Source organism: Streptomyces sp. NPDC127084, from assembly GCF_042724175.1.
Lineage (GTDB): Bacteria > Actinomycetota > Actinomycetes > Streptomycetales > Streptomycetaceae > Streptomyces.
Genome location: NZ_JBHXFA010000045.1, coordinates 7,590 through 13,171, shown reverse-complemented (window position 1 = coordinate 13,171; position 5,582 = coordinate 7,590). Strand labels below are relative to the sequence as shown.

Genomic DNA, 5,582 nt, shown 5'->3' with positions numbered 1-5,582 from the left:
GGGCCGCGCAACCGGGCGCCGGGCCCCGCGCTGGGGGTCGGGGGGGGCCCGGGGGGCGGGGGCGGCCGGTTCCCGCGCCACAAGCGCACGGTACGAGGCCTCCACCGCGGAACGCGGGGTCAGTTGACGCGGCCGGTGACGGAAGCGGTGGGTTCCCGGCGCCCGTCCGCGTGATCAAGAACCACGGTTGCCGTGCCAGTCCCAGGGAGGGGCGAAGAAGAAGCCGCTCACGGAGTTTCAGCCGGAGCTTCTGGGCCCGTCCGGGATATCTTGCCCGCATGTGTCCCGCGTTCGCAGCTGCTCTGCGCCGTGTCGCCTGGAGCAGGGAGCAGACGTTCACGGTGCTCGCCGCCTCCGCCGGCGCTGCCGTGGTGATGCTCGACACGCTCGCGGTGAATGTGGCGCTCCCGCGCATCCAGGCGGAGGCCCACGTCGGTGAACGCGGTCTGCAGTGGCTGGTCACCAGCTACTCGCTCGGCATGGCGGTGGGCGTGATGCCCAGCGGGATCCTCGCCGACCGGATCGGCAGGAAGCGCCTGTTCATGGTGAGCGTCGCACTCTTCGCCGCGGGTTCCCTGTGGGCCGGCCTCGCAGGGCACCTGCTGGGCCTGGTCTGGGCACGGGGACTCCAGGGGTTCGCCGGAGCGGCCATCACCGTGACCTCACTTGCTCTGGTGAGCGCAGCGTTCACCGACTCCAGGCAGCGGGCCAGGGCCATCGGCATCTGGACGGCCCTGGCCAGCGTCTCGCTCGCGTTCGGCCCTCTGGTGGGTGGACTGCTCACCCAGGAGTGGGGCTGGCGGTCCGTGTTCTACGTCAATCTGCCGGTCGCCGTGGTCGCACTGGCCCTCGCCGGACGCGGCGTCACCGAGTCACGTGGGGAGCGCACCAGGGGATTCGACTGGCTGGGCCAGACACTCTTCGTCATCGCCATCGGCGCCGTCACCCTCGGCGTCATCCGCGGTGCTCACTTCGGCTGGACGACCGCGCCGGTCGTGACGGCCTTCGCGGTCAGTGCCGCCGCGGGCGCCGGTTTCGTGCGACGCGAACTGCGCACCCGCGAACCGATGGTGGAGCTCCGGCTGTTCGGTGAAGCCTCCTACGCGACCGCGCTGGGGGTGATCTTCCTGCAGTTCTTCACGGTCTACGGGATGCTGTTCATCGTCACCCAGTACCAGCAGAACGTCGTGGGGGACTCCCCAATCCGGACCGGGCTGCTGATCCTCCCCTACCCCGTCATGTTCATTGTCCTGTCCGCCTTCATGGGGAGGCTGATGACGCGATACCCGGCACGCACGCTGGTACTGACCGGCCAGGCCCTGCTGACGGCCGGATTGCTGATCATCACCCTGGGTATCGCCGCCGACGCGAAGATGACCATGGCCGGCCTCGGAGTCACCGGTCTGGGGTGCGCCTTCATGGTCACCCCCAACACCCAACTGGCGATGGCCACGGTGCCCGCGCAGCGGTCAGGAATGGCATCCGGGATCATCAACCTCCAGCGCGCCCTGGGCAGCACCCTGGGCCTGGCGGTCACGGGATCGATCCTCACCGCCTCGCTCGGCAGCACCCTCGACCGGGCCTTGAGCCAACTGATCCCGGAGACGGCCGAGCGGGCAGCGGTGGTCCACAGCATCGCCCGGGAAGCCAACCCGCACGCCTACGCCGGCACGATCGGGCCGCGGCGGCCGATCCCCGAGGCATCCCCCCACTTCCGTGAGCTCCTCGCCAAGGATGTCTCCGACGCGTTCCTGCGAAGCAGCCGAGTCAGTCTCGCGGTCGACACCGGGGTGGCCGCGGCCGCGCTGCTCGTCCTTCTCGTCCTCCCGGACCGTGGACACCGGGGTGGGGCGGGCGGTCAGACCGGCGGCTTGCGGAGCACGCAGATGTGAAGGCGACTGGAGGTGTCGTAAGGGGCTCCGGACCAATCTCCGTGCTCCTCCACCAGGTCAAGACCCGCCGCCTGGGCCATCAGCCGCAGCTCGGACGGCCAGACATAGCGGAAACTCACCGGCACCGGCGATATCTCGCCGCCCCCGATCCGGATATGGGTGACGTCCAACCGCTGGCGCAGTTCGTCGAGCACGCCGGCCAGAAGCCACACCCTGCCGGTTTCCTGGTGGTGCACCCGAACCGCGTCACCATCCGGGTACTTGCGTACCAGGCGATGGGCGGAGGAGTTCTCCAGGAACATCAGACCACCCGGACGCAGTGCGGCGGCGGCCGCCTCCAGGGTCCGGGCCTGCTCCCGCTGCTGCAGTACGTGAAAGAGAGTGTTGAACACACAGATCACCGCAGAGTGGCGGGATGCCGCAAGGTTCCGCGTCTCCGTGAAGGAACCGTGCACGGTGGTGATCCGGGCGCCCTCCGGCTTCGCGGCGAGCTTTTCCAGCATGCGTGCGCTGAGGTCGATGCCGCAGACGTCGAGACCCGCGTGGACAAGAGGGATCGCCACACGCCCCGTACCGATCCCGAACTCCACTACGGAGCAGCGTGGCGGAAGCCGATCACGAATGAAGGTGATCATGGGGTGGTCGTCGTCCAGGAGCGGGTACAGGGCGTCATACGCCTCGGCATGGGCGTCGAACTGCTCCTCGGTGGTGTCCATCAATTCCCCTCGCGCGGTGAGGAAGAGGGCACCTCCTCCGTGGCTGGAGGGTCCGCGGGCCAGAAGTCGGCAGGCAGCCCCTGCTCGTTCAGCACTGGGATCCCCGCCCCGACGATGTAGGTGAGGAACTCCTCCCGAGGGTCGATCCTCAACTCCTTCTCCAAGCCGCTGTCGTGGAAGGCGGCGGTCTGGAACGGCCCGAGACCGAGCGCGGTGCAGGTCAGCGCGAACGTCTGGGCGGCATGCCCCACGTTGTAGATCCACAGCCGATAGGCTCTCGGATGGCGGTATTTGGACGCGATCCGGTTCGGCACGGTGGTGAGGAAACACGTAAACGCGCCGTTGACGCAGTGACCCTGCTGGTCGGTCAGGTCGAGTATCTCCTGGCGGGAGAGATCGGACCGGACGAGTTCCAGCGTGTGCTCGGGGCCGCAGTAGTGGTAGAGCCCTTCGGGGATTCCTTCGACATGGAAGCAGGCGACATAGCACTCGACGTCATGCCGCGACCCGCCGGCCGGACTCGCCTTCACCATCTGCACGCCGAGCGGGCCGGTGTCCTGATATCCCAGAGGTGCGAAGCTGTAGTGCAAAACGGTGGAGAACGCTTCCAGCGTCACCGGTGTGTCATGGAACGTCCGGTGGGTACGCCGGTTCTCCAGCGCCGATGACATCGGCGTGGCGATGTCCCGGTGCGGGGGCAGCGGAATGCGGTGGCTGTGCGGGTACCTCTTGTAGAGCGGCGGTGGCGGCCCCTCCCCTGCCACCGCTTCGATGAATTCGCGCGATTGCTCGCTACGGAAGGGCAGGAAATCCGCGTCCCGGGTTGCGAAGTGGAAGGTCCTGGCCTGGGTGCCCCAGGCGTCCCACCAGGATTCGTCGCCGGGTTTCGGCCCCGAGTCCCCGGCGCCGCCCACTTCATCGACGAAACCGGCACCTAGCAGTCCGTTCAAGGTGGCCTCGACGGAGGGCTTTTCGTCGTCCGGGTACTCAGCCACCACGTCCGCCAGTCCGACCGGCTCACGGATCCTGTCGAGCAGTTCCACCACCTGCGGGCCCATCTGGCATTTGATCTCGGATCCGACGCGGCGCGCGACGAGCGTGCCCTCTTCCCATTCCATGTAGATGTGTGGAGCACGCTGGATCTTCATGGCCTGGTTCCTCTCCCACGCGGCGGGGTGGAGGCGGTTGGACCGCCCCACCCCGCGTGTCACGTTCAGACGGCTCCGAATTCAGGAGCGGTTTGCTACGGAGAGCATCTTCGGCTTCTCGGAAACCAGAGTAATCGCCATGCCTACACCTCCCTCGAACCTGGCTTTGGCGTAGGACTCCAGCGTACAACTCGTGCAAGCTCCCGGCCGCTGCGGGCCGCTGCGCACAGCGATCCGACCCCTGCAATTGCAGGTAAAGTGCAATAAAAAAGAGCACCTCAATGGCTCCTCCGATGACGTGTACAGGCGAGCTATTTTGAGCAGAAAAAGATTCTGGGCACCGGACTGCGACACAACGGGTAGCCGACGCTTCACACAGCGGTAAAAACGCAGTGTCGGCCATCGCCCCAGGGCCCCGGATTCGTGGCGGATGGGTGCACCGTCTCGGGACGCGTGCCTGCACAGAGCGGGAGGCTGGTCCAGGTGGTGCAATGGGACTTGCGGGCTGACCGGCCCGTCTGTTCGGACATCGTTGGTGTTTGCCGGAGTTCGCAGCGGAGGAATCCTATGGCCGTCATGCCGGCGTTCGGGGTGAACCGTTTCGACTTCACCTCCCCTCCTGCTTTCGCCGCGGATGTGCGGCGTGCCGAAGAACTCGGCTGGGACTACGCGTTCACCCCGTCGACACCGCTGCTGGTGCGTGACGAGTTCGTGGATCTGGCGTTCGCCGCGGAGCGCACGAAACGCATCGGGCTCGGGCCGCTGATCGTGAACCCGGTGATGCGCCATCCCGCGGTGATCGCCTCGTCGATCGCGACCGTCGCGGACCTCGCACCCGGCCGGACTCTGCTGACCTACGGGGTGGGGGACACAGCCGTCCGGCTCATGGGACGGCACCCGGCCACCGTGGCCCAACTCTCGGACGCGGTCAGCCTGACCAGGGGGCTGCTGTCCGGTGAGGAAATCGAAGTACCGGCCGCCGCGCGACGCGCACGCCTGGTCCATGCCGCACCCGTTCCGGTCTGGGTGGCGGCCGGCGGGCCCCGCACCCTGCGCATGGCAGGCCGGATAGCGGACGGGGTGTTCATCCGAGTCGGCCGCCACCCGGCCAACTTGCGCACGGCCATCGACGCGGTCCGCGCCGGAGCCGCTGAAGCAGGCCGGGAGCCAGGCCAGGTCAAGATCGGGGCGGTGTTCCACACCGTGCTGGACGACGACCCGGAACGAGCCGCGCTGATCAGCCGTTCCGTAGCCGCCGGATATTACGAGTACTCACCTCAGCTGTTCGGTCCCCCAGGATTCGCCTGGAACGGACCGCCCATCGAGGAACTCAAGGAAAAGGTCTGGCCCGACTTCCACCACACCGCGGACATGCCGGCGTCCGGCCGGGTGGTGTCCTTCCTGTCGGACGAGGTCGCGGACGCCTTCGCGCTGCACGGAACGCCGGCGATGATCGCCGGCCAACTGGAACAGGTGCTCGCCGGCGACCTGCCGATCTCGCTGGTCGTCACCCATCCCACCCCGGCCACGCTGCCGGGCAGCGGCCAGTCACCGTTCCTCGAACGCGTCGCCGCCGAAGTCCTCCCGGTCGTCCGCCAGCGTCTCGGCCCCCTGGCAGCCCAACACCGGCCACAGCACGCCCAGCGGGCCCCCGAACAGTGATTCCGGCCGCCTACCGGTGAAGGACTGACTGCCCAGCCGTCGCGGCATGTTGAGCAGGGCGGGGCATCTAGGGCCGCCCCGGATCACCACCGCGCCGCTCAGCGCTCTGGCCGCCCCCCCGGGGGGGGGGGGGGGGGCGCGGGGGGCGCGGGGGGTGGGGGCCC

Annotated in this window: 4 protein-coding genes; 2 read left to right on the top strand and 2 right to left on the bottom strand. The window is 68.2% G+C overall.

The window, feature by feature from the left end:
• Nucleotides 1–278: 278 nt before the first annotated feature.
• The gene (locus ACFWI9_RS13460) at nt 279–1,892 is read left to right on the top strand and encodes an MFS transporter (RefSeq protein ID WP_387161551.1); all 1,614 of its coding nucleotides are present in this window, start codon (nt 279–281) and stop codon (nt 1,890–1,892) included.
• On the opposite strand, the gene ACFWI9_RS13455 is transcribed toward ACFWI9_RS13460, so the two are convergent.
• Both ACFWI9_RS13455 and ACFWI9_RS13450 read right to left on the bottom strand, forming a co-directional pair.
• On the bottom strand, nt 1,859–2,608 hold the full coding sequence (locus tag ACFWI9_RS13455; RefSeq protein WP_387161549.1) for a class I SAM-dependent methyltransferase: 750 nt from the start codon (nt 2,606–2,608) through the stop codon (nt 1,859–1,861). The two genes, ACFWI9_RS13460 and ACFWI9_RS13455, sit on opposite strands and share 34 nt — an antisense overlap.
• On the bottom strand, nt 2,608–3,756 hold the full coding sequence (locus ACFWI9_RS13450) for a SagB/ThcOx family dehydrogenase (protein ID WP_387161547.1): 1,149 nt from the start codon (nt 3,754–3,756) through the stop codon (nt 2,608–2,610). Before ACFWI9_RS13450 ends, ACFWI9_RS13455 begins: the two co-directional genes overlap by 1 nt.
• 567 nt (nt 3,757–4,323) lie before the next feature.
• Between ACFWI9_RS13450 and ACFWI9_RS13445 the strand changes: the two genes are divergently transcribed.
• Complete coding sequence (locus ACFWI9_RS13445; RefSeq protein ID WP_387161546.1) at nt 4,324–5,418, top strand: LLM class flavin-dependent oxidoreductase; 1,095 nt, start codon at nt 4,324–4,326, stop codon at nt 5,416–5,418.
• Nucleotides 5,419–5,582 lie beyond the last annotated feature (164 nt).

Excerpts from the sequence above, each read along its gene's own strand:
- ACFWI9_RS13460 (WP_387161551.1), top strand. The coding sequence starts at position 279 with ATGTGTCCCGCGTTCGCAGCTGCTCTGCGCCGTGTCGCCTGGAGCAGG.
- ACFWI9_RS13455 (WP_387161549.1), bottom strand. The coding sequence starts at position 2,608 with ATGGACACCACCGAGGAGCAGTTCGACGCCCATGCCGAGGCGTATGAC.
- ACFWI9_RS13450 (WP_387161547.1), bottom strand. The coding sequence starts at position 3,756 with ATGAAGATCCAGCGTGCTCCACACATCTACATGGAATGGGAAGAGGGC.
- ACFWI9_RS13445 (WP_387161546.1), top strand. The coding sequence starts at position 4,324 with ATGGCCGTCATGCCGGCGTTCGGGGTGAACCGTTTCGACTTCACCTCC.